This is a genomic window from Streptomyces sp. MMG1121 (assembly GCF_001280015.1).
In the GTDB taxonomy this organism is placed as follows: domain Bacteria; phylum Actinomycetota; class Actinomycetes; order Streptomycetales; family Streptomycetaceae; genus Streptomyces.
Window position 1 is genome coordinate 142,623 of record NZ_LGDV01000038.1, and the last position, 22,161, is coordinate 164,783.

General features: G+C 72.4%; 15 protein-coding genes. 11 read left to right on the top strand and 4 right to left on the bottom strand.

The window, feature by feature from the left end:
• Positions 1 to 80 precede the first annotated feature (80 nt).
• Both ADK64_RS05600 and ADK64_RS05605 read right to left on the bottom strand, forming a co-directional pair.
• Positions 81 to 1,223, bottom strand: a complete 1,143-nt coding sequence (locus ADK64_RS05600; protein ID WP_053655405.1) for an acyl-CoA dehydrogenase family protein — start codon at positions 1,221 to 1,223, stop codon at positions 81 to 83.
• A gap of 34 nt (positions 1,224 to 1,257) precedes the next feature.
• Complete coding sequence (locus tag ADK64_RS05605; protein WP_053655406.1) at positions 1,258 to 2,889, bottom strand: aldehyde dehydrogenase family protein; 1,632 nt, start codon at positions 2,887 to 2,889, stop codon at positions 1,258 to 1,260.
• Between the two features lie 161 nt (positions 2,890 to 3,050).
• Here ADK64_RS05605 and ADK64_RS05610 point away from each other — a divergent pair, with 161 nt between their 5' ends.
• The 7 genes from ADK64_RS05610 (at position 3,051) to ADK64_RS05640 (ending at position 15,448) form a co-directional block, all read left to right on the top strand.
• On the top strand, positions 3,051 to 3,350 hold the full coding sequence (locus ADK64_RS05610) for an acyl carrier protein (protein WP_053655408.1): 300 nt from the start codon (positions 3,051 to 3,053) through the stop codon (positions 3,348 to 3,350).
• Between the two features lie 11 nt (positions 3,351 to 3,361).
• Positions 3,362 to 9,052 carry a type I polyketide synthase gene (locus ADK64_RS05615; RefSeq protein WP_053655410.1) on the top strand — a complete coding sequence of 1,897 codons (5,691 nt, stop codon included), beginning with the start codon at positions 3,362 to 3,364 and terminating at the stop codon, positions 9,050 to 9,052.
• A gap of 23 nt (positions 9,053 to 9,075) precedes the next feature.
• The gene (locus tag ADK64_RS05620; RefSeq protein ID WP_053655412.1) at positions 9,076 to 10,677 is read left to right on the top strand and encodes a fatty acid--CoA ligase; all 1,602 of its coding nucleotides are present in this window, start codon (positions 9,076 to 9,078) and stop codon (positions 10,675 to 10,677) included.
• Positions 10,674 to 11,666, top strand: coding sequence for an LLM class flavin-dependent oxidoreductase (locus ADK64_RS05625; RefSeq protein WP_053655415.1), 993 nt, complete (start codon positions 10,674 to 10,676; stop codon positions 11,664 to 11,666). The genes ADK64_RS05620 and ADK64_RS05625 overlap by 4 nt, the downstream gene beginning before the upstream one ends.
• A 29-nt stretch (positions 11,667 to 11,695) precedes the next feature.
• Positions 11,696 to 12,463, top strand: a complete 768-nt coding sequence (locus tag ADK64_RS05630) for a thioesterase II family protein (RefSeq protein WP_053655991.1) — start codon at positions 11,696 to 11,698, stop codon at positions 12,461 to 12,463.
• A gap of 152 nt (positions 12,464 to 12,615) precedes the next feature.
• A complete protein-coding gene (locus ADK64_RS05635; RefSeq protein WP_078992497.1) occupies positions 12,616 to 14,085 on the top strand; it encodes an MFS transporter in 1,470 nt (489 codons plus the stop codon).
• A gap of 181 nt (positions 14,086 to 14,266) precedes the next feature.
• The gene (locus ADK64_RS05640) at positions 14,267 to 15,448 is read left to right on the top strand and encodes a cytochrome P450 (protein ID WP_063789859.1); all 1,182 of its coding nucleotides are present in this window, start codon (positions 14,267 to 14,269) and stop codon (positions 15,446 to 15,448) included.
• A gap of 87 nt (positions 15,449 to 15,535) precedes the next feature.
• Here ADK64_RS05640 and ADK64_RS05645 read toward each other — a convergent pair whose 3' ends face one another.
• Complete coding sequence (locus ADK64_RS05645) at positions 15,536 to 16,408, bottom strand: maleylpyruvate isomerase family mycothiol-dependent enzyme (protein ID WP_053655417.1); 873 nt, start codon at positions 16,406 to 16,408, stop codon at positions 15,536 to 15,538.
• A gap of 218 nt (positions 16,409 to 16,626) precedes the next feature.
• On the opposite strand from ADK64_RS05645, the gene ADK64_RS05650 reads away from it, so the two are divergent.
• The 3 genes from ADK64_RS05650 (at position 16,627) to ADK64_RS05660 (ending at position 19,668) form a co-directional block, all read left to right on the top strand.
• Entirely contained in the window at positions 16,627 to 17,589 is a 963-nt protein-coding gene (locus ADK64_RS05650) for a diacylglycerol/lipid kinase family protein (protein WP_053655419.1), read from the top strand.
• 53 nt (positions 17,590 to 17,642) lie between these two features.
• On the top strand, positions 17,643 to 18,011 hold the full coding sequence (locus ADK64_RS05655; protein WP_053655422.1) for a nuclear transport factor 2 family protein: 369 nt from the start codon (positions 17,643 to 17,645) through the stop codon (positions 18,009 to 18,011).
• An 88-nt stretch (positions 18,012 to 18,099) separates the two neighbouring features.
• Positions 18,100 to 19,668 (top strand): MmgE/PrpD family protein, encoded by a 1,569-nt coding sequence (locus tag ADK64_RS05660; RefSeq protein WP_078992499.1) that lies wholly within the window; start codon positions 18,100 to 18,102, stop codon positions 19,666 to 19,668.
• 28 nt (positions 19,669 to 19,696) lie between these two features.
• On the opposite strand, the gene ADK64_RS05665 is transcribed toward ADK64_RS05660, so the two are convergent.
• Positions 19,697 to 20,476, bottom strand: coding sequence for a GntR family transcriptional regulator (locus ADK64_RS05665; protein WP_053655424.1), 780 nt, complete (start codon positions 20,474 to 20,476; stop codon positions 19,697 to 19,699).
• Positions 20,477 to 20,789: 313 nt separating this feature from the next.
• Here ADK64_RS05665 and ADK64_RS05670 point away from each other — a divergent pair, with 313 nt between their 5' ends.
• On the top strand, positions 20,790 to 22,070 hold the full coding sequence (locus ADK64_RS05670) for an extracellular solute-binding protein (protein WP_053655426.1): 1,281 nt from the start codon (positions 20,790 to 20,792) through the stop codon (positions 22,068 to 22,070).
• Positions 22,071 to 22,161 lie beyond the last annotated feature (91 nt).

Sequence of the window (22,161 nt, forward strand, 5' to 3'; positions counted from 1 at the left end):
ATCGGTGTGCGGCTCTGCCGTGTGAGCGCGACCAGCCGCGTCCGGCCCGCAGCCGCCCACTCGGCCGGACCGGCCGAGCTCTAGGCCAGAACCAGCGGCCCTCCGCCGAAATACGTGAGAAGCGGCTCCGCGGCAGCGATCCGGGACGGCGGATGAAAGGCCAGCGCACGCGTAGCGGCAGCGACCTGCGCGGACGCCGGATTGTTGATGAACTCCAGCCCGCCCAGCAGCTCCAGCGCCCGCCCCACGACGTCCGGCAGCGCGTTCTGCACCGCGTACCGGGCGACCAGCACCCGGGCCACCGACTCCTCGTCACCGGGCTCCGGGCCGGTGCCGGTGGCCGCACCCTCCAGCAGGGCGAGCGCGGCCTCCATGTCGACGGCCAGCGCGGCCCGCTCCTCGGCGCCGCCCCGCTCGCGCTCCAGCACCTGCTCCACCAGTGCGGCGGCACCGCCCGCGTACCCGGCCGAGATCAGCATCTCGAACCACACGAACCCGGCCGACTGCAGATCGTCCAGCCGGGTCGGATCGTCCGCGCCGGCCCGGACCACCATCTCGGCCGGGACGAACACGTCCTCCAGCCGCACCTCGTCGCTCTCCGCGCCGGCCAGCAGGCCGTTGCCCCAGAACGGGTGCACGGTCATGCCGGGCGCGTCGGCGGGCACGATCGCGAGCGCCAGCTCCGGCTCGCCGCCGTCCTCGCCGTGGATGGCGATGGACGCGGTCAGCAGGCTCATCGAACGGGACAGACTGCACGGCTTCTTCGCGCCGGACAGCAGGAACCCGCCCTCCACCGGACGCGCGGTCACGGCCGGCTTGAGGATGTTCTGCGCGGTACGGCCCTCGGCCCAGCCCGAGGCCATCACCTGCTGCTCGGGCACGATCCGGTACAGCAGATCGGTCTGCGCGGGCGTGAGCCGGCCCGACCTGATCGCCAGCGAGTACAGCATGGCGGCGGTGAAGTGGTGCATGGACACCGCTGCGACCAGCGACGGAGACAGGGCACCGAGGGCCAGCTGGACCCGCAGCGCCTCGAGCGGGGCGGCGCCGTGGCCGCCGTAGGCCTCGGGGATGAGCAGACCGACCCCGCCGTGGATGCGGAACAGGTCGATCACCGGGCTGCCGGGCCGCTCCCGTTCGGCGTACGGGATCTGCTCCAGCTCCTTGAGCAGTCCGGGGTGGAACCGCTCGCAGACGGACCGGGCGGCATCGAGGGAACGCACGGGGAACCTCCGGAAGGCTTCGAGGGCGGGCGGATCAGGCGCCGAACACCGCGTCGTACGGGCTGACGTCGTGGGCGATGCTGACTCCCTGCACGTGGGAGGTCTTGAGCATCGGGTAGTTGGCCTCGCCGAAGGCGCCGCCGGTGCGGCCGGTGCCGCCGTGGCTCGGCAGGTACGGCAGGAAGCCGATGTGGGAGTCGTTGACCTTCAGCAGACCGCCGTTGACGGTGCGCCGCACGAAGGTCTCGACGACGTGGTCCGAGCGCGACCACAGGGAGTTGCGCAGCCCGTAGTCGTTGCTGTTGACGAACTGGAGGAACGCCTCCAGGAGGGCGTCGTCGTTGTCGCGTTCGGCGACCACGATCGGGATCAGCGGGAAGAACGTCTCCTCGCGGACCACGTCGTAGGTGCGGGCCCGGTCCAGGCCGTCCACCCGCAGCACCGTCGGCTGGAGGAAGACACCGGTCTCCGACACGGTGCCGTCGACCTCGGTACGGTTGCCGCCGGTGATCAGCTCGGCGCCGTTGTCGAGGGCCTGGCGCAGCAGCCGGAAGAAGCGCTCGCTGCGCCGGACCGGCGACAGCAGCACGTCCTCCTCCTCGGGCAGGCCCGGCCTGATGCCCTTGACCTGCTCGCGCACCTCGGCGATCAGCGCCTCGGCGATCTCGGGGTGGACCAGGACGTAGTTGGGCACCATGCAGATCTGCCCGGAGCCGTAGAAGGCCTCCGTGATGGCCTCGGCCGCCCACTTCAGGTCGGCGTCCTTCCACACCACGATGCCGTCGTTGCCGGCGAGTTCGAGGATCGGCTTCTTGCCGTGCGCCACGCAGCTCTGCTCGAAGCGCAGGCCCTCCTGGCTGCCGCCGATGTAGAAGATGTCGTTGATCAGCGGGTCGGCGATCCAGCGGTCCATGGTCTGCTTCGGGTTGGAGCACACCGCGTTCAGCACACCGGCCGGCGCGTCGACCTCCTCCAGCAGCGGGGCGACGACGTCCCGCAGCAGCCACATGGTGGACAGCGCGATGCTGCGCGGGGCCCGCACCACCACGGCGTTGCCCGCCATGAGGGCCAGCACGCACAGCGCGGCGCTCGGCAGCGGGGCGTTCTGCGGCGGGTTGAAGGCGACCACGCCGTCCGGCTGGCGGTGCAGGATCAGCTTGCGGCCGTTGTACTCCTTCTCCACCCGCATCTGCTTCAGGTACCAGCGCAGGGAGCCGGGGGCGTAGATCTGCAGCAGGCAGCTCAGCTCCCAGCGGGCGAGCTTCACCGGGTGGGACTCGGCGACCAGCATGCGCAGGAACTCGTCCTGGTGCTTGATCAGTTCCTCGCGGAAGCGGGTGCCCAGCTTCATCCGCCGCTCCAGCGGTACGGCCGCCCAGTCGGGGGCGGCCGCGGCGGCGGCCTGTGAGGCCAGGTCGATGGCGGAGTCGTCCGCGATCGCGCAGCGCCCCACGACATACGGGTGCTGTGCCGCCTCGGACTCCGGGTCCTGTTCGAGGGAGCGCTTCAGGCTCACGCTGGTGAACACGTCTTCCAGCAGGGAGCGTCCGCTGACGGTGTAGACCCAGCCGTCCCCGGCGACGTCCTTGCCCGCGATGTAGAGGTCGTAGCTCTTCAATCCGGAAGGTGCCTCAGCACTCTCCTCCTGCGCGGCTTCGCGAAGCATCTTCAGCCTTTCGGATATGGCGAGTGGATTTCTTGAAGCAAGGCGAGCCTGGCAGCGGAATCTGACCCGGCGCTGACGCCCGACTGACCGGCCCGATCCGGCCAACCAGCCTGCGCGAAGCCGTCAGTGGGGCGTCAGCCGGCGCTGCTTGCATGAAGCGCATGCCACCTGTCGACAGCACGAGCCGGCGCCTGCGCGACCTCCCGCGCAGTGAACTCGCCGACGAAATCGAGTCGATCGTCACAGCGAAATTCCGGACCGTCCTCCTGATGGAGGAATCCGAGGATCTTCCCGTCGACATCAGCTATTTCGATCTCGGCCTCACCTCACTGCGGCTGACGGAGATACGGCAGAGCCTGGAGCAGCTCCTGGATCTGTCGATCAACGTCAGCGTGCTCTTCAACGAGCCGACGATCGCCCATCTCGTGGACCACCTGACCCAGGCCATCCAGGAAGCTTGAGGAGTCGCTCCATGCCGCGTACGGAGACAGAGCAGGCGCCCGAGCCGGTCGCGATCGTCGGAATCGGTCTGCGGTTCCCCGGCGGCAGCGGCTCGCCCGACGAGTTCGACGCCTTCCTTCGCGAGGGCCGCAGCGGGATCGGGCCGATCCCGCGGGACCGCTGGGACGTGGAGGCGTTCACCCCCGCGGGCCCCGACGACAAGGGCAAGATCGTCGCCTCGGCCGGCGGGTTTCTCGACCGCATCGACCTGTTCGACGCCGGCTTCTTCAACATCTCCCCGAAGGAAGCCCGCTACATGGATCCCCAGCAGCGGCTGCTGCTGGAGACCGCCTGGCAGGCGCTTGAGCACGCGGGCCTGGACCCGGCCCCGCTGCGCCGCGGCAACGGCGGCGTCTACATCGGCGCCAGCTCCATCGACTACGCGCTGGAGCTGGACGCGCTGCCGTACGAGGAACTGGACGGCCATCTGGCCTCCGGCATCACCATGTTCCCGCTCTCCGGGCGCCTGTCGTACTTCCTCGGCTGGCGCGGCCCGAGCATGAGCGTCGACACCGCCTGCTCCTCCTCGCTGGTCGCCCTGCACCTCGCCGTGCAGGCGCTGCGCGCCGGCGAGACCGACATCGCGCTGTGCGGCGGCGTCAACGCCCTGCACCACCCGCGCATCCCGGTGATGTTCTCCAACGCCCAGATGCTCGCCCCCGACGGGCGGTGCAAGACCTTCGACGAGGGAGCCGACGGCTACGCGCGCGCCGAGGGCTGCGGGATCGTCGTCCTCAAGCTGCTCTCCGCCGCCGAGCGCGACGGCGACCGGATCCTCGCCCTGGTGCGCGGTACGGCGGTCGGCCAGGACGGCGACAGCGCCGGACTCACCGTGCCCAACGGGCCCGCGCAGGAGAAGGTCATCCGCAGCGCGCTCGCCACCGCCCGGCTGGCGCCCGAGGACATCCAGTACGTCGAGGCGCACGGCACCGGCACGCCGCTCGGCGACCCCATCGAGTTCGGCGCCATCGGGGACGTCTTCGTGGACTCCCACACCAAGGACCGCCCGGTGCTGGTCGGCTCGGTGAAGACCAACCTCGGTCATATGGAGCCCGCCTCCGGCATCGTCGGCGTCATCAAGACGGTGCTCCAGCTGCGCGCCCGCACGGTCTACCCGCACCTCAACCTCGACACGCCCTCCGGACGCATCCCCTGGGACCTGTATCCGCTGCGCGTGCCCACCGCCTGCGAGCCCTGGCAGGCCGAGGTCCGGCGGGCGGTCGTCAACAGCTTCGGGTTCGCCGGCACCATCGGCGCGGTCGTGCTGGAGCAGGCGCCCGAACGGGAGCCGGTCACCGAAACGGCGGGCGCGGCACCGCTGTTCACCCTCTCCGCCAAGAGTGCCCCGGCGTTGCGCGAACTCGCCGGAAAATACCGGCGGTTACTCGACGAGCAGCCCGAACTCCCGCTCGGCGCGCTGTGCCACACCGCCAACGTGGCCCGCGCCCACCACCCCTACCGTGTGGCCGCCCCGGTCGCCGACCGCGCCGCTCTCGCGGGGCTCCTGGAGCGCACCGCCGCCACCGGGCACGAGGGTCCCTCGGGGCTGCGCAAGACCGCGTTCCTGTTCACCGGCCAGGGCTCCCAGTACGCCGGCATGGGCGCCGCCCTCTACGCGGCCCTCCCCGAGTTCCGCGCCCAGGTGGACACGTGCGACCGGCTGTTCGCCGAGCACCTCGGCCGCTCCGTGCGCGAGCTGCTGCTCGGCACCGCCGCCGACCCCGGGGCGATCGACCGCACCGAGTACACCCAGCCCGCCCTGTTCACCCTGGAGTACGCCCTCGCCCAGCAGTGGATGGCCTGGGGCGCCCGCCCCAACGTGCTGATCGGGCACAGCATCGGCGAGGTCGCCGCGGCCGCCGTGGCCGGCCTGTTCAGCCTGCCCGACGCCGTACGGCTGGTCGCCGCCCGCGCCCGCCTGATGCAGGCCGTGCGCACCGAGGGCGGGATGGCCGCCGTCGCCGCGCCCGTCGAGCGGGTCGCCCCGCTCCTGGAGGGCCGCGCAGACCTCGCGCTGGCCGGGATCAACGCCCCCGACCAGACAGTGATCTCGGGCGCCACCGCCGCCCTGGACGAGGTCACCGCCGCCCTGGCGGCGGACGGTGTCCGGGTGGAGCGGCTGAAGGTCTCCCACGCCTTCCACTCCCCGCTGATGACCGAGGTCCACGACGACTTCCGGGCCGCCCTCGACGGCATCACCTTCCACGAGCCGCGGATCAGCCTCGTCTCCAACGTCACCGGCCGGCTCGCCCGGCTGCGCGAGATCGGCGACATCGAGTACTGGGTACGGCACATCGCCGAGCCCGTCCGCTTCCTCGACGGCATCCGGGCCGTCGCCAAGCGCGGCCGGCACGCCATGGTCGAGATCGGCCCGCAGGCCGGGCTCACCGCGCTCGCCCGGCGCGGGGTCAGCGCCGAGGACCACCTGTGGCTGCCGAGCCTGCGCCGCCGCGACACCAGTACGGCCACCACCCTCACCGCCCTCGCCGACTACTACGCGGCCGGCCTCACCGTCTCCTGGACCGGCTACCACGCCGGGCACCAGGCGCCCGCCCGGGTGGACCTGCCGACGTACGCCTTCCAGCGCAAGCGGTACTGGCTGCCCTCCGTCACCCCGCGCCGCACCTCGGCGGGCGGCCCCGCACGCCACCCGCTGCTCGGCGTCGAGGAGCGGTTCGCCTGCGGGGTGCGGGAGTTCACCGCGGAGTTCACCGCCGAGGAACTCGGCGCGCTCGCCGACCTCGCCGACGGCGGCCGTACCGTCCTGCCCGCCGGCGCCTACGTCGACCTGCTGCTCGCCGTGCAGGACGCGGTCCAGGGCCACGCCCGCTCCGCCGTCCGCGACCTGAGGCTGCTCGCCCCGCTGGAGCTGCCCGCCGAGACGCTGACCGCGCTCACCACCCGCTGGCGGCCCCGGCACGGCGGCGGCGCCGAGGTCGAGGTGTTCACGACCGTCGGCGGCGAGGAGAACCTGCACGCCACCGCCGTCGTCGCCGCCGACCCCGAGCCCCTGGTACCCGTCTCGGAGCTGGCCGAACTGGACGCCACCCTCGCCCCGGCCGGGCAGCAGATCGACGACGAGGACATCTACACCGACCTCGCCTCCGTCGGCCGCCCCCAGGGCCCGAGGATGCGTCTGCTGCTGCGCGCCGCCCGGCACGGCGACGGCCTCGTCACCGGTGAGCTGACCGGCCGCGACGCCACCGCGGTCGAGCACGTCCCGGCCGAGCTGCTGGAGGCCGCCGTACAGGCGCTGGTCGTCCTCGACCCCGAGGGCCCGGTGTTCGTACCGCGCGAGATCGGCGCCGTACGGCACTTCCGCAAGCCGCGCGGCGCGAACCTGCGCGTCCTCGCCCGGGTCCGCGGCGAACAGGACCGGCGGCTGGCCGACGTGCTGCTGCTGGAGAACGGCGAGCCGGTCGCCGAGCTGCTAGGTGTGCGTATGGCCCGCCCCGAGGGCCGCGGCGGCCGGCGTCAGTTCCTGCACCGACCCGACTGGGTGCGCCGCGCCCTGCCCGCCGCGGAGCACACCCCGGCCCGGCACGTCGTCCTGCTCGACCCCTCCGCGGCACGCGCCGCCGAACTCGCCGCCGAACCCGGCCTGAAGGTCACCTGGCTGACCGACCCCACCGACCTCAAGGCCGCCCTCGACGACCCCACCGTCACCGACGTCTGCCGGCTCTGGCGGCAGCGCCCGGAGCCCATGTCCGCCGGCCGGCTGCGCGCCGAGTGCGAGGACAACTACCGCGAACTCCTGTCACTGGTGGGCGCGTTGGACGCGACCGGCGCACCCCGCCCGCCCCGGCTCTGGCTGGTCACCGAGGGCGCCCAGTGGCTGCCCGGCGACCCGGCCGGCGACGGCGGGCACCTCGGCGCCGCCACCCTGTGGGGCTTCGGCCGGGTGCTGCTCACCGAGTACCCGCAGTACCGGGCCACCCTGGTCGACCTCGCCCCGGGCAGCGGCCTCGCCCCGCTCGCCGCGGAGTGGCGGGCCGAACCGCCCGGCGAGTACCAGGTCGCCGTCCGTCCGGGCCGCCGTTACGTCCGCCGGCTGCTCGCCGGAGACACCTCGCTCACCTGGACCGGAGGCTTCGAGCTGCGCGCCCCCGACTCCGGCGACCTCTCCGACCTGGCGCTCGCCCCGGTCGCCGACCGGGCCCCGGGGGCCGACGAGGTCCAGGTACGCGTCCACCTCGTCGGCCTGACCGCCGACGACGCCCGCACCGCCCTGGACACCGGCCGGGCGGAACGCGCCGAAGAGGCTCAGGGCGAGGAGGAACCCCCGCCGCTGCTCGGCCAGTTGGCCCATGGAACGGTGCTCGCCACCGCCGAGGGCACCGGATTCGCACCGGGCGACGAGGTGCTCGTACGGTACGACGGCACATTCCGTGCCACGCTCACCGTGCCCGCCCCCGCCGTCGTCCACGCCACCGGCGCCGACGCCACCGCGCCCCGCTTCCGGCTGGACGAGACGGGCGAGGCGCTGCGCACCGCCCTGTCCGACCCGGCCGGCCGGGCCTGGGTCCACCTGCCCGAGGAACCGGCCGAGCAGCGGTCCGACCCGGCCGAGGAGGGCCCCGGCGGGCTCCGCGCCGACCGCACCTACCTGGTCACCGGCGGGCTCGGCGGCCTCGGTCTGGTCACCGCGCGCAAGCTGGCCGCGCTCGGCGCCCGGCATCTGACCCTGGTCAGCCGCAGCGGCCGGGCCACCGAGGAGGCCTCCCCGGTCCTCGCCGACCTCGCCGCCGACGTCGAGATCGACGTCGTACGCGCCGACATCTCCCGCCCCGAGGACGTACGGCGGCTGGTGCGGCAGCTCGCGGCCGGACCGTACCCGCTCGGCGGGATCGTGCACGCCGCCGGCTCCTACGACAAGAAGCTGATCTCCGAACTGACCTGGGAGTCCGTCGACGCCCAGCTCGCCGCGAAGGCCTACGGCGGCTGGCTGCTGCACGAGGCCGCCGAGGAGTCCTTCCCGGAGCTGGAGTTCTTCGTCACCTACTCCTCCATCGCCTCCGTCCTCGGCGGCGCCACCCAGGGCCACTACGCCGCCGCCAGCGCCGGCCTCGACGCGCTCGCCGAGTGGCGCGGCCGGCGCGGGGTGCCGGGCCTGTCGGTCAACTGGGGCGCCTGGGCGAGGGTCGGCATGTCGGCCCGCCTGGAGGAACACCTCAGCGAGGAGATCGAACGCAGCGGCGTCCGCTTCTTCTCCCCGACCCGCGCCCTGGACACCCTCGCCCGGCTGTGGGGGCGCCCGCGCACCCAGCGCATCGTCGGCGAGTTCGACTGGGACCGCTACGTCGCGGGCAGCGTCACCGGTGACCTGTTCTACGACCGCCTCGCCCGCCGCACCGACGGCGAGGACGGCAGCGGCCTCGACCTGGGCGCCCTCGCCGCTCTGCCCGAGGCCGAACGGCTCGCCGCCGTCACCGGCGTGGTCCGCGAGAAGGTCGCCGCCGCCCTGCACCTGGAGGAGGGCGACGAACTGGACGCCCACAGCGAGTTCGTCTCGCTGGGCCTGGACTCCCTGATGGCCCAGCAGGTCAAGGCCGCACTGGAGCAGGCGTTCCGGCTGCCCCTGCCGGCCTCCCTCACCCACGACCACCCCACGGTCCGCGCGCTGGCCCGGTTCGTCGACGGGCAGCTCGCCCCGGCAGCGTGAACAGTAAGGGACGGGAAACCACGATGACCGACATACCGAGGGAGCGCTGGACGCTCCACCACTCCGCCCGCGCGCACGCCGGCAGCCGCCCGGACCATCCGGCGATCGTCTGCGAGGGCCGGGTCACCACCTACGAAAAGCTCCACCGGGACAGCAACCGCGCCGCCCACGCCCTGCGCACCAGCGGGGTCCGGCGCGGCGACCGGGTCGCCTATCTGGGCCGCGAGTCCTCGAACTACTACCTCGTGATGATCGCCTGCGCCAAGGCGGGCGCCGTCCTGGTCCCGGTCAACTGGCGGCTCACCCCGACCGAGGTCGACCACATCCTGCGCGACTCCCGGGCCGCCCTGATCTTCGTGGACGACGAGTTCTGGGACACCGTCGCCACCGTCCGCCACCAACTGCGCGGACTACGCCGGGTGATCCGTGTCGACGGCACCGACGCCGACGGCGAACCCGCGCGCGGCGCCGGCCTGCTCGCCTGGGCCGCCGACCAGCCCGAGACCGACCTCACGCCCGGCACCGGCCCCGACGACGCCGTCGTCCAGATCTACACCAGTGGCACCACGGGCCTGCCCAAGGGCGCCGTCCTCGCCCACCGCAGCTTCTTCACCCTGCCGCACGCCGGGCGCGCCGCGGGCGTCGACTGGATCGACTGGCTGCCCGAGGACGTGGCCCTGATCTCGCTGCCGGGCTTCGGGGTCGCCGGCATCGGCTGGTTCCTGCACACCTTCAACGCCGGCGGCACGAACGTGGTCATGCCGCAGTTCGACCCGCAGGAAGCGGTCCGCCTCATCCGCGCCCACCGCGTGACGACCACCTTCGCCGCCCCGGCGATGCTCCAGGCGATGGCGGCCGAACGCGAGGCGGGGCCCGAGGCGTTCACCTCCCTCCGCAAGATCGCCTACGGCGCCGCCCCCATGTCCGAGACGCTGCTCAAGCAGTGCCTGGAGACCTACGACTGCGAGTTCGCCCAGATCTACGCGAGCACCGAGACCGGCAGCGTGGCGGTGTGCCTGCCGCCGGACGCCCACCACCCCGGCAGCAGCAGGCTGACCTCGGTGGGCAGGCCCTGCCCCGGCAACGAGGTCAAGGTGATCGGCCCGGACGGCGAGACCCTCCCGTCCGGCGCCGTCGGCCAGATCTGCGTCCGCGCGCCCTCCCGGATGCTCGGCTACTGGAACCTGCCCGAGGCCACCGCCCGCACCCTGGTGGGGGAGTGGCTGCACATGGGCGACGCCGGCTACCTCGACGAGGACGGCTACCTCCACCTCTGCGACCGCATCAACGACACGATCATCGTCGCCGGGCAGAACATCTACCCGGCCGAGGTCGAGAAGGCCCTCGCCGCGCACCCGGCCGTGGCCGAGGCGGCGGTGGTCGGCCTGCCGGACGACCGCTGGGGCGAGAGCGTGCACGCGGTGGTGGTCCTGCGCCCCGGCACGAACGCCACACCCCGGGAACTCCTGCTGTCCCTGCGCGGCCGCATCGCCGACTACAAGATCCCGGGCACCTACCACGTCACCGAGTCCCTGCCCCGCAACCCGTCGGGCAAGATCCTGCGCCGCGCGGTGCGGGACCAGCTGACGGCCCCGGCGAGGGACCCCCTTGGGAGCACGCTGTGACCTCACTGCGGATCGGCATCCTCCTGCCCACCCGGGAGCAGGCCATCAACGGCACCTACGCGGCAGCGCCGTTGCTGGACTTCGCCCGGCAGGCAGAAGCGCTCGGCTTCGACTCCCTGTGGGCCGGCGACTCCCTGACCGCCCGCCCCAGACTGGACCCTCTGGTCGTCCTGTCGGCCGCGGCGGCGGCGACCACGCGCATCACTGTCGGCACCGCCGCCCTCACCCCCGCCCTGCGCCACCCCCTCATCGGCGCCAACATGATCGCGAGCCTGAGCCACGTCGCCGCCGACCGGCTGGTCCTCGGTCTCGGTTCGGGCTTCCCGATGGCCGAGACGGAGGAGGAGTTCGCCTCGGTCGGTGCCTCCTTCGAGGGCCGCGTCGGCCGCCTCGACGAGATCACCGCGCTGTGGCGCACGGCCTGGCGCTCGGGGCGGGACGGCGAACCCACCGAGTTCGACGGCAGGTTCTGGCAGGCGGAGCACCTCGACCGGCTCCCCTCGCCCGCGGTCCCCGGCGGCCCGCCCCTGTGGCTGGCCGGCAGCGACACCCCCAAGGTCCTCGCCCGCGCGGCCACCCGCTACGACGGCTGGCTGCCGTTCCTGCCCGACGTCGAGGCCTACGGCCGGGCCCGCCGCCGGCTCGCCGGACTCGCCGCGGAGGCCGGCCGCACGGTCACCCCCGCGCTGTACGCCACGGTCACCGTGAACAGCGACGAGTCCGCCGCCAAGGCCGAACTGGAGCATTACATCAGCCACTACTACGGCCGCTCCCTGGAGCAGATGAGCGCCATCCAGGCCTACGCCTGGGGCAGCGCCGAGCAGTGCGCCGAGTGGCTCGGCGGTTACGTCCGGGCCGGCGCCCGGCACCTGGTCGTACGGATCGGATCCCTCGACCCCGAGCCGCAGTTGAAGGAGATCGCCGAGGTGCTGCTGCCCGCGGTACGCGCGCTCGGCCCGTCCACCACCGATGGGAGTACGCAGTCGTGACCACCGCCAACGCCGCCCTGGGCAGCCAGATGTCCAGCGAGGGACACTGGTTCCACCCCGTGGAGCCCTCGTCCGACGCCTCGATCAGGCTGTTCATGCTGCCCCACGCGGGCAGCGGCGCCATCATCTACCGCGACTGGGAACGTCTGCTGCCGCCGGACATCGCCCCGCAGGCCGTCACCCTGCCCGGCCGGCACAACCGCCGCGACGAGCCCACCTACGAGGAGTTCTGGCCGCTGCTCGACGCCCTGCACGAGGCGGTGCTGGACGACCTGGACGAGCGGCCGTTCGCCTTCTTCGGGCACTGCCTCGGCGCCCAGCTGGCGTTCCGGCTCGCGATCAAGATGGAGCAGGAGGGCGGGCCGGCACCGATCATGGTCGGCATGTCCGGCTGGTCGCCCGTCGGCTTCTTCCAGCCGACCGCGGAGCAGAGCCGGATGCCGGAGCCCGAACTCGTCGAATGGATAAAGAAGTTGGGCTCCTTCCCGGCCGAGATCTACGACAACCCGGAGATGCTCGCCCTGGTCGTGCCCGCGCTCCGCGCCGACCTGCGCGTCGCCGCCCAGTACGAGGACGACGGCGCCGGCGTCACCTGCCCGCTCGCCTCCTACGGCGGCCGCAGCGACCCGCTCCAGGAGGCCCCGGACGCCATGACCCACTGGGCCGACCGGACCCCGCGCCACCTCGGACACAACGAGTACGAGGGCGGCCACTTCTACATCGACACCCACGCCCAGGCCGTCACCGCGCACTTCGCGCACCGGCTCCAGCGGCTGGCCGCGGCGGCCGCGCGCTGAGCCGCCGGGCTCCGCGTCAGCGCCGTGTCAGCGGGGCGCGGGAAAGTGCTCGGGAGACTGTCGCACCGAGTGCCGCCCCGTGCCCCGTCGCGCTTGGCGGGCGCCCTTCGGCACGCCCCCCACCAGCACGAAACGACCTAGGAGGGTCGTCCATGACCACCGAAGCGGAACTGACCGGCAGCGCGGCCTCGGCCGCACCGCCCCCGGACATCGAGGAGGCCGAAGGCAAGCCCGCCTGGGGCGCGCTCCTGGTCGTGCTGGCCGGCCTGTTCATCGCCAACGTCGACTTCTTCATCGTCAACGTCGCCATCCCGTCGCTCCAGCGCAACATGCACGCGACCAGTGCCGAGATCCAGCTGGTGGCCGCGACCTTCAACATCGGCCTGTCCGCCATGCTCATCACCGGCGGCCGGCTCGGCGACCTCTACGGCCGCCGGAAGGTCTTCTCCATCGGCCTGGCCCTGTTCACGTTCTCCTCGCTGGCCTGCGGCATCGCCCCGAACATGGCCGAGCTGATCGTCGCGCGCGCGGTGCAGGGTGCCGCGGCCGCGCTGGTCATCCCACAGGTCCTCGGCATCCTGACCACCGCGTACAAGGGCAAGGCCCGGGCCACCGCGTTCAACGCCTACGGCATCACGATGGGTGCCTCGGCCGTGTTCGGGCAACTCATCGGCGGCCTGCTGATCAAGGCCGACATCTTCGGCTGGGACTGGCGGACCATCTTCCTGATCAACGCCCCGATCGGCGCCGTCGTCCTGCTGCTCAGCCCGAAGCTGGTGCCCGAGTCCCGGGCCGAGGGCCGCACCGGCCTCGACTGGACCGGCGTGGTCCTCGTGACCGCAGGGCTCACGGCCATCGTCCTGCCACTCGTCCAGGGCCGTGAGGAGGGCTGGCCGACCTGGACCTGGGAGTGCCTGATCGCGGCGGTGCCGCTGCTGGCCCTGTTCTGGTACACCCAGCGCCGCAAGGCGGCCCGCGACAAGTCGCCGCTGGTCCACCCGAGCCTGTTCGAGGACCGGTCGTTCGGTGTCGGCGTCGTCTCCCTGCTGGTGTTCTTCGCCGCGATGGCCTCCTTCTTCCTGGTCCTCGCGCTGTATCTGCAGGAGGGGCGCGGCCTGTCCGCGCTCCGGTCCGGTCTGCTGTTCATCCCGCTCGGCCTCGGCTTCTTCATCGGCTCCGCACAGGCGCCGAAGGCCGCGGCCAAGCTGGGCAAGCAGGTCCTGACCGTCGGCGCACTGATCCAGGCGGTCGGCAACGTGGCCCTGGCCGCGACCGCCTGGCACCTGGACAGCAGCGGTGGCGTCGCCTGGTGCATCCCGGCGATGGTGGTCTCCGGCTTCGGCATGGGCTTCGTCGTCGCCCCGCTCGCCTCGCTGGTCCTGGAGGGAGTGGCCCCGCACCACGCGGCCGCCGCCTCCGGCGTCTTCTCCACCGCCCAGGAGATGGGCAACGCCATCGGCATCGCGGTGATCGGCGTCGTCTTCTTCGGTGTCGCAGGCCACCACCCCGGCGCCCACACCTACGCCCACGCCTTCGCCACCAGCCTGGTGGTGCAGGCGGGGATCTGCGCCCTGGTGGCCGTACTGGTGCAACTGCTGCCGCGAAAGGCGGAAGCCTCCTGATCCTTTCAAGGAGGGGCAGATGCCTCGGGGACGCGGGGAACTGCGTGAACAACCACGATGAACCGGTAGCCGCCCACACCCCGAACCCCTACGGCGCATAGCACAACCCACCGGACGGGCACGCGAGAAGAAGCCCCGCGTGCCCGTCAGCCGTACCCAGCCGAACCCGACGGAGGACCCCATGCCAGAACTCCCCACCTGGCCCATGCCCCGCTCCTGCCCCTACGCGCCCCCGGACGCCTACACGGCCCTGCGCGAGCGACCCCCGCTGAGAGTGCGGATACGCGGTGGCGAGGCCTGGCTGGTCACCCGCCACGCGGACGTGCGCCAGGTGCTCAACGACGACCGCTTCAGCTCCGACGACCAGCAGCCCGGCTTCCCGATCCGGATCCAGCTGCCGCCAGAGCCCGGTGTGATGTCCTTCAGCCGCATGGACGACCCGGAGCACGGCCGGCTGCGCCGCATGGCGATGACCGAGTTCACCGCCCGCCGCACCCGCGCCCTGCGCCCCGAGGTCGAACTCCTGGTGCAGCAGCTGCTGGACGAGCTGGAGGCGGGCCCCCGCCCGGTCGACCTGGTGGAGAACTTCGCGGTCCGGCTGCCGGCGCTGGTGATCGCCCGGATGCTCGGCGTGCCGGAGGCGGACGAGGCGGACTTCACCGAGCAGAGCCGGGTCATCCTCTCCCAGGAGGCCGGCCCCGAGGAGACGTACGCGGCGTTCGTGGAGATGTCGCAGTTCCTCGACCGGCTCGCCGCGCAGCGCACCGCCGCACCGCGGGACGACTTGATCAGCCGGCTGGCCACCCGGTATGTCGCGAGCGGCGAGCTGACCCACGAGGACCTCGTGGCCATGGCCCGGTTCTTCCTCGTCGCCGGGCACGAGACCACGGCCCACCAGATCAGCCTCAGCGTGCTCAGCCTGCTGCGTGACCCGGCCCAGCTGGCCGAACTCCGGGCCGACACCACCCTGTTCAAGCCCGCTGTCGAGGAGCTGCTGCGCTACTGGTCCATCTCGCAGGACAACCAGGTGCGCGCGGCCGTGGACGACGTCGAGCTGAGCGGGGCGACGATCCGCAAGGGCGAGGGAGTGATCGTCGCGATCCCCGCCGCCAACCACGACGAGTCGGTCTACCCCGGTGCCGCCCGCCTCGACATCCACCGCAACGCCTCCGGCCACCTCGCCTTCGGTTTCGGCGCCCACCTGTGCCCCGGCGCCTCGCTGGCCCGCATGGAGCTGGAGGTGTGCCTGAGTGCCCTCTTCACCCGCTTCCCCACGCTCCGGCTGGCCGTGCCGGAGCAGGAGGTCCGTTTCCGCGAGAACACGATCGTCTACGGACTGGATGAGCTGCCGGTCACCTGGTGACCCCGTCCGGCAGGAAGGGCCCGGGGCCGTCGAGACATCTCGACGGCCCCGGGCCCTTCCTGCCGGCGCACGCCGGTGACCCTCGGTTCAGGAGATGGCGTGGCTCAACCAGAAGTCCAGCAGCGCACGGTCGCCCCGGACGGACACGCGAGGGTCCTGCGGCCGCAGCCGGCCCTTGACCACCAGCAGCAGATCTGCGGGCGTGGCCAGCACGCCGACGTCGGCACCCTCGCCGTCCTCGGCGTCGCGGGACACCCGCACCCCCTCGGGGGCACAGGTGATCAGCCAGTGGGAAGTGCCCTTCCCCGCCGCCTCGGTGGAGCGGAAGCACAGCGTCTCGCCGCCGCGCGGCACCTCGGAGAAGAGCGGGGACAGGAAGGGCCGGGCCTCCGGCACCCCGAAGGCGCTCAGGCAGAAGTCCACGCAGTCCAGGGCGACATCGGTGGCCGGTTCGAAGGGCACCCCGGTCATGAGCGAGACGTCGGCCCGGTGCACGGCCGTCTCGAAGAGTGCCCAGCGCGGCCAGAACTCCTTGTTCTGCTTGCCGTGCGGCGCCCAGATCGGCACCTCGGGCCCCACCCCGTCGATCGCTTCGACGAGCCGGTCCGCGCCCTCGGTGACGAACCGCGCCCGCAGGTCCGGGTCCGCGAGGTGGTCCTCCTCGGCGGCCCCCCGCGCTCCCAGCGCGGCCACCCGCTCGGTCCAGCTCCGGTCGCCGTCGTCCGCGCCCGAGTCGCCGGGCATGATGAACCCGGTGCTCCGGGTGGCCAGGATCGTCGTCGCCCAGTCATGCCCCTGACGCACGTGCCGTACCAGGTCGCCGAGCGTCCAGCCCGGGCAGGCCGGCACCTCCTCGGCCGGCGGGACAGTGCGCGCGATCTCCGCGAAACGATCCGCCTCCTGACGGAACTCAGCGGTGTAGCGGCTCAGGGGCAGGGTCGGATACGCCGGCGCTGTCATGGCGGCCTCACTCCGGTCGACGGGACGGGGAAGTCGGTGCCAACGCACCGCCGCCATGTGAACCCGGCCCGCTGATCGCCCGCTGACACCGCCTGCGCGTCAGCGCCGTGTCAGCGTCATGACAGCGGCCCTCGGCACAGTGGGTGACGCCGCGGCACCGGGGGCACATCGGACAGCCCGGTCGCCCAGGTGCCGTTCGACGAAGGAGTGAGCCCGACATGGCAGACACCGCAGCTCCGTCTCCGACCCGGGCCCTCGTCCTGGGCAACCCCGCATCCGGCAGCCACTCGCCCGAACTGGTCGACCAGGTACGGCAGTTGTGTGCCTCCTACCTGGAGCAGACGCAGGTGCACCTGACCACCGGTCCGGGCGACGCCACGCTCGCCGTACGCCGGGCGCTCCAGCGGTCCGGCGAGGCGTCACCCGGCACCCCCGACCTGGTCGTCGTCATCGGTGGCGACGGCACGGTCCGCGAGGCCGTGCAGGGACTCGTGCCGGCCGCCGGGAACGCCACCCTCGCGGTGGTGCCGGGCGGCACCGGCAACTCCGGCTACAAGATGCTCTGGGGCGACAGGCCCTGGACCGAGTCCCTGAAGGCGGTCCTGACCGACTCCGGCATCGGTGGCAGCGCCCGGCCGCGCCGGCTGGACCTGGCCCGGCTCGCCGAGACCCGCAACTACGTGTACCTGGGGGCCTGTTCGGGGGTGATCGCCGACGCGCTGATCACCGCCAAGGACCTGCCGCTGAAGGGCCGGGAGCGGTACGCCCGCGCCTACGCCGACACGGCCGCCGGCTACCGGCCGTACCCGGGCCGGGTCACCGTCGACGGCCGGGTGGTGCACGAGGGCCCCACGGTCCTCGCCAACGTCGGCGGCGGCCGGTACCGCGGCGGCCGGTTCCTGGTGCTGCCCGACTCGCTGCTGGACGACGGGCTGCTCGACGTCTGTGTGATCGGCGGCGGCGTCCCGGCGGCCGAGGTGCCCGAACTGACCCTGAACGCACGCCACATGGGTCATCCGGCGACCGTGTACGCCCGCGGGCGCACGATCACCGTCGAGCGCACCGACGGCCGCAGGCTCCCGCTGGAGCACGACGGCGAGTACCAGCACGGCATCGGCGCCACGGCCACCTTCGAGGTGCTCCCCGGAGCCCTCCCGGTGTGGGCGCCGGCCGCCCCCTGACCAGCCACCCACCGCAAGAAAACCGCTGAGCGACACAAGAGGAGAACGACCGCATGAGCGATCTGACCACCACCGTCACCCGCTACCTCGCCATCTGGAACGAGGCGGACGCCGACAAGCGTGCCGCGGCCATCGCCGAGCTGTTCACCGCCGACGCCCCGTACATCGACCCGCTCGTCGCGGTCGAGGGCCACGAGGGCTTCGGGGCCGTGGTGGCCGGCGCCCGCGACCAGTTCAAGGGCCTGACCTTCGAACTGCACGGCACCGTCGACGCCCACCACGACCAGGCCCGCTTCCAGTGGGGCCTGGTGACCGAGCCGGGCACCGAGCCGATCGCCATCGGCTTCGACGTCCTGGTCGCCGACGCCGCCGGCCGGATCAAGGGCGTCTACGGCTTCCTCGACAAGGTTCCGGCCGCGTAACACCACCGGGGACAGCGGGAGCACCGGGCGACGGTGCTCCCGCAGCCGTGTTCCCGCCCCCCCGACGCACGTACGGAAGGTGTCCGCCATGACCGCCGTCCTCGCGGAGAGCGTCGCCCGAGCGCTGTGCGCCGACTGGGGCGAGCCGTACCGCGGCCCGGCCCGGGCCGCCCGCGGCCGTGCCCTGGCCGACACCCCGCTCGGCGAACTCTCCCACTGGGCCGCGACGTTGCGGCCCGGCGACATCCCCTGCCGGGTGTTGAAGCTCGCCGCGAGCCAGGTGCTCTCGCAGATCGCCTCCATCCGCGCGGGCCTGCAACACCCGCTCGGCAGACGGCTGGTGGCCGCCTTCGGACACCCCATGCAGCGCGACCCGCGCCAGGCCGCCGGGGTCTTCGCCGCGCTCGGCTCCTGGCTCAACCTGGACGACACCGCGTACGCCGGGCATCTGTCCAACTCCACGGTCGCGGTGCCGCTCGCCTTCGCCTACGCCCGGCAGCTGGACGGGCTGTCCCTGCTCACCGCGGTGGTCGCGGCCAACGAGTGCGCGGCCCGGATCACCGCCTCCGCGACGCTCGGACCACTGCGCGGCCAGAGCGCCGTACACACCCATCTGGCCGGGGCGGTCGCCGGACGGCTGCACTGCGACAGGGCGCCGGCGACCCTGTTCGAGAACGCCTTCGGGCTGGCCTTCGCGATGCCCAACTGGCCGTTGATGCGCGCCTTCCTGGCCAGCGACGCCCGGTTGTTCAACACCTTCACCCCGGTGCGCACCGCGATGGACGCCTGCGACGCCGCGCACGCCGGGCTGCGCGGGGCGCCCGACATCATGGAGCACAGCGACGGCTTCCTGGCCCGGTTCGCGACCGTGCCGCTGCCGCAGGCGGTGGCCAAGGGGCTCGGCCGCCGCTGGCACACGGACACCCTGTCGTTCAAGATGCACCCGGGCGGCCCCGGCATCGACGCGGCCGTGGACTGCGCGGCCGAGATCCACCGGGAACTCGGGGCGCTGCGGCCACGGGACGTGGCCGAGGTGGTCGTCGAGGCGTCCCTGTACACGCTGTTCGCGGGTCAGCGGGCCGCCCAGTACGTCACCGGACCCGGCTCCCCGCTGGGCGCCCTGGTCCTCGACGTGCCCTACCCGGTCGCGACCACCCTGCTCACCGGCTCCTTCGGTGTGGACGACTTCTCCTCGCCGCACGTGGACGACCCCGACCGATGGGCACTGGCGCGGCGGATCCGGCTGGAGCACGACACGGAGATGACCCGCGAACTCTTCCTGTCCGACGCGCCGTTCGGCGAGGCGGTGCGCGAGGCCGGGCAGCTGGCCGTGCCGTGGCTGCGCGGCTTCGGTGGTGACGAGTTGGTCGACCTGGTGGGCACGCTGTCGGCCGACGGCCGGGACTTCTCCCGGTCCACCAAGGCGACCGGCGCCCGGGTCACCGTACGCCTGACCGACGGCCGCACGGTCTGCCGCACCCGCCTGATCCCGCTCGGCGCGGCCGGCCCGGAGACCCGGGCGGGCCATGCCGACCTGGTACGGGAGAAGTTCCTGTCGGTGGGCGGTGCGCAGGAGGTCGCCGACACGGTGGACCGGTTGCACCGGATGCGTCCGCGGGCGGTGCGGCGCTGGATCGAGACGGCGTTCCTGGACTGAGCGCGCCCGCCGGGCGGGGCCGGCGCGTTCACCCCTGCGCCGGGCGCGGCGCAGGGCGGCGCAGGGCGGCGACGAACTTGTAGCGGGAACCGCGGTACACCGAGCGCACCCACTCCACCGGGGTGCCCTCCGCGTCCCGGGAGTGCCGGGACAGCAGCAGCATCGGCAGGCCCACGTCGGTCGCGAGCAACTGCGCCTCGCGCGGGGTGGACAGCGAGGTCTCGATGGTCTCGTCGGCCTCGGCGAGATGGACGCCGTACACCTCGCCGAGCGCCGTGTACAGCGAGGGGTGGGTCGCCAGTGAGCGGCGCAGCCCGGGGAAGCGCCGGGCGGACAGATGGGTCGTCTCGATCGCCATCGGAGCGCCGCTGGCCAGCCGCAGCCGCTCGATGCGCAGCACCCGCTCGCCGAGCCCGATGCCGAGCAGGCCCGAGAGTTTCCCGTCCGCCGGGATCTCCCCGATGTCCAGCACCTGCGAGGCCGGCGTGAGGCCCTGGGCGCGCATGTCCTCGGTGTGCGAGGTGAGCTGGAGCGTGCGGTACAGCTTGGGCTGGGCGACGAAGGTGCCCTTGCCCTGGATCCGGTCGAGCCGGCCCTCGCCCACGAGTTCCGTGAGCGCTTGCCGGATCGTGGTCCGCGAGGTGTCGAACCGGACGGCGAGCAGACGCTCCGCGGGCATGGCCGAACCTGGCTCCAGCGCCTCGCTCATGGCGAGCAGCCGTTGCTTGATCCGGTAGTACTTCGGCACGCGCGCGGTGCGGCCGGGCGCCCCTCCGCGCGGCTGGGCGCTGCTGACGTCGGTGGTCATGCCTGCCTTCCCGGCTGTGTCGATGGGCTCCCGTTATAGCGACCAACTGCCCTATGGTCTAGTCCAACCGCCGAGCCGCGCCGGAAGCCGGGACGAAGGGGGCGGATGCGGACGGACGCCCTCCGGTGACGTTCTCGTAACGGCCGGAATCGGCTTCCCGGACCACCCTTGACACCCCGAAAGGTCTAGGCCAAGCTCCACCCTACTGGTCTACACCACTAGTGGCCAGGTCCCGAGCCCTACGTGCAACAGCGTCGTACGCAGGTCACCGCCGAGGGCGTGGGGGGTACGTGGCATCCCTGAGGAGGGTGGCGTGAAGCGCAAGCTCGCTTCCGCGATCGTGATCGCGGGCATGATGGTCTCCGTTGCGGCGTGTGGCGGAAACGACGGCAAGGACAGCGGCAAGGACGCGGGACCGGACAGCTGGAAGGGCCAGACGCTGACGGTCTGGACCATGGACGGCTCCGCGCCGCCGCAGTGGACCAAGGACGTCCAGGCCGCGTTCGAGAAGAAGACCGGCGCCAAGGTGAAGTTCGAGATCCAGAAGTGGGACGGGATCCAGCAGAAGATCACCACCGCCCTCTCCGAGGACAACCCGCCGGACGTCCTGGAGGTCGGCAACACCCAGACCCCCGCCTACGCGGCCACCGGCGGCCTCGCCGACCTCAGCGACGTCAAGAAGGACATCGGCGCCGACTGGACGCCGTCGGTCTCGGCGTCCTCCGTCTACGACGGCAAGCAGTACGCCGCCCCGTGGTACTTCGCCAACCGCGTCGTCATCTACAACAAGAAGATCTGGGCCCAGGCCGGCATCAAGGACACCCCGAAGACCCGGGACGAGTTCTTCAAGGACCTGGACACCATCGGCAAGAAGACCGACGCCGAGCCGATCTACCTGCCGGGCCAGAACTGGTACTTCCTCGACGGCCTGATCATCGGCCAGGGCGGCGACCTGGTGAAGAAGCAGGGCGACAAGTACGTCTCCAACCTCGCCGACCCGAAGGTCTCCGCGGCCATGGAGATCTACAAGAAGTACGCCTCCTACTCCAAGGCCCCCAAGGACAAGGACGAGGCCACCCCGCAGCAGGCCCAGGTCTTCGCCAAGGGCAAGACCGGCGCCTTCATCGGCATGGGCTGGGAGGCGGGCACCGCCGTCCAGGCCAACAAGGCCATCGAGAAGGACCTGGGCTACTTCACCATCCCCGGCGTCACCGCCGACAAGCCCGAGGGCGTCTTCCTCGGCGGCTCCAACCTCGCCGTCGCGCAGAACAGCAAGAAGCAGTCCCTGGCCAAGGAGTTCCTGAAGGTCGCCCTGTCCGACCAGTACGAGGGCGAACTGGCCAAGATCAGCGGCATCGTGCCGAACAAGACGTCGCTGCAGAGCAACCTCAAGGGCAACGCCGTCGCCGAGGCCGCCGCGCCCGGCGCCGCGGTCGGTGGCACCACCCCGCTGATCCCCGAGTGGGCCGCGGTGGAGAACACCCCGAACCCGATCAAGTCGTACATGACCGCGGTCCTGAACGGCAAGGCTCCGGCGGCCGCCGCCAAGGACGTCGAGTCCGAGATCGACAAGCGCCTGGCCCAGCAGAACTGATGACCCGCCGGGGGCGCCGCGGCAGGTGCCCCCGGCTCCCTGTGCCGTTCGCACATACGGCGCGGGGAGCTCGTACGGCCACGGAAGAGAT

Coding starts and splice junctions, on each gene's coding strand:
- ADK64_RS05605 (WP_053655406.1), bottom strand. CDS start 2,889: ATGCTTCGCGAAGCCGCGCAGGAGGAGAGTGCTGAGGCACCTTCCGGA.
- ADK64_RS05610 (WP_053655408.1), top strand. CDS start 3,051: ATGCCACCTGTCGACAGCACGAGCCGGCGCCTGCGCGACCTCCCGCGC.
- ADK64_RS05615 (WP_053655410.1), top strand. CDS start 3,362: ATGCCGCGTACGGAGACAGAGCAGGCGCCCGAGCCGGTCGCGATCGTC.
- ADK64_RS05620 (WP_053655412.1), top strand. CDS start 9,076: ATGACCGACATACCGAGGGAGCGCTGGACGCTCCACCACTCCGCCCGC.
- ADK64_RS05630 (WP_053655991.1), top strand. CDS start 11,696: ATGTCCAGCGAGGGACACTGGTTCCACCCCGTGGAGCCCTCGTCCGAC.
- ADK64_RS05635 (WP_078992497.1), top strand. CDS start 12,616: ATGACCACCGAAGCGGAACTGACCGGCAGCGCGGCCTCGGCCGCACCG.
- ADK64_RS05640 (WP_063789859.1), top strand. CDS start 14,267: ATGCCAGAACTCCCCACCTGGCCCATGCCCCGCTCCTGCCCCTACGCG.
- ADK64_RS05645 (WP_053655417.1), bottom strand. CDS start 16,408: ATGACAGCGCCGGCGTATCCGACCCTGCCCCTGAGCCGCTACACCGCT.
- ADK64_RS05650 (WP_053655419.1), top strand. CDS start 16,627: ATGGCAGACACCGCAGCTCCGTCTCCGACCCGGGCCCTCGTCCTGGGC.
- ADK64_RS05655 (WP_053655422.1), top strand. CDS start 17,643: ATGAGCGATCTGACCACCACCGTCACCCGCTACCTCGCCATCTGGAAC.
- ADK64_RS05660 (WP_078992499.1), top strand. CDS start 18,100: ATGACCGCCGTCCTCGCGGAGAGCGTCGCCCGAGCGCTGTGCGCCGAC.
- ADK64_RS05665 (WP_053655424.1), bottom strand. CDS start 20,476: ATGACCACCGACGTCAGCAGCGCCCAGCCGCGCGGAGGGGCGCCCGGC.